The organism is Micromonospora sp. NPDC047753, from assembly GCF_040642735.1.
Lineage (GTDB): Bacteria > Actinomycetota > Actinomycetes > Mycobacteriales > Micromonosporaceae > Micromonospora.
Window position 1 is genome coordinate 1 of record NZ_JBEYSL010000859.1, and the last position, 1,362, is coordinate 1,362.

Genomic DNA, 1,362 nt, shown 5'->3' on the forward strand with positions numbered 1-1,362 from the left:
TCCGGAAGTCCATCTGCTCGCAGCCCTTGATGGAGGGGACCACCAGGTTGCGGCTGCCGTCCGGCTTGGCGAGGTCGATCGCGATGCCGAGGTTGACGTGTGCCGGGCGGAGCACCGCCGGCTTGCCGTTGGCCTCGGCGAAGGAGTTGTTCATCTCGGGGTGCTGGACCAGCGCGCGCACCATCGCGTAGCCGACCAGGTGGGTGAAGCTGACCTTGCCGCCCCGCCCACGGGCGAGGTGGTTGTTGATCACGATGCGGTTGTCCACCAGCAGCTTCGCCGGGACCGCGCGAACGCTGGTCGCGGTGGGCACGCTCAGCGAGGCGTCCATGTTCTGGACGATCTTCGCGGCGACGCCCCGCAACGGCGTGGTCTGCGGGCCGTCGGCGGTCGGCGCGGCGGCCTTGGCGGCCGGCTTGGCCGCAGCGGCCTTCTCCGGCGTCTTCTCCGGCGCGGCCTTCGGCGTGGCCGGGGCGGCGGGTTTGGCCGGCGCCGGCTGGGCGGCGGCCGACTTGCTCGCGGTCGCCGGCTTGGCCGGGGCGCTCGGCTGGGTGACGGTGGCGGCTGCCTCCGGCTGACCGTCCGGCTCCGGGGCGGCGGCCGGCTTGTCCGACGACTCGGCGCCGCGCGGGGTGCCCGCTCCCGGTGCCGGTCGGTAGTCGGCGAAGAAGTCGTGCCAGGCCGAATCAACGCTCGATGGGTCGGCGAGGTAACGCTGGTACATCTCCTCGACGATCCACTCATTCGGGCCGAAACCCGCCAGTGGGTTCTCCTGCGAAGTCTGCTGGGTCGACACGGCCGGTAATCGCCTCTTTCACGCGGGTTTGTGTGGCACGCGGTGGGTCCGTCGCGCCCGATTAGGAGCACGGACTGGACGTCTCCCAGGCTACGCCGTACCGATCCCGCAGGCATTTCCGCCTCGGTCCCGTGGCCGGTTTCACAGAAGATGCCAGAAGTTCAGCAACGCCTGCGCACACCGTGTCGAACTGGTAACACCAGTGGCCGGCCGCCGAGCGGCCGCCCGACCCCGGAACGGCCAGCTCGTTGCCGCCCCGGGGTCGCAGACGCCGTCAGGCGATGTCGCGCCGTCGGGTGAGCAGGATTCCGACGACTCCGCTGACCAGCGCGTAGCCGATCAGCACCAGGGCCCCGACCCACCAGGACGGGGTGAACTCCGAGGTGCCCTCCGTGATCATGACCTGGGATGCCACAGCGGGCCAGACCACCTGCCACTTGAGCACCGCCTCGCTGTCGAGGAGGTTCGACAGGAGCAGGAAGAGCAGACCCACCACCTGGGTGCCGATCAGGTAGAGCACCGCCGCCGTGATCACCGCTCCGAGCTGGTTGGTGATCAGCGTGCCG

General features: G+C 70.3%; 1 protein-coding gene and 1 pseudogene. Both read right to left on the reverse strand.

The genetic code is table 11. The features are described 5' to 3' along the window. A partial coding sequence (locus ABZ749_RS35250; RefSeq protein WP_357235755.1) for a 2-oxo acid dehydrogenase subunit E2 occupies nt 1-796 on the reverse strand: 796 nt, incomplete at its 3' end. 274 nt (nt 797-1,070) lie between these two features. After that, nucleotides 1,071-1,362 (reverse strand): annotated as a pseudogene (locus ABZ749_RS35255) (ABC transporter permease); the annotation flags it as partial.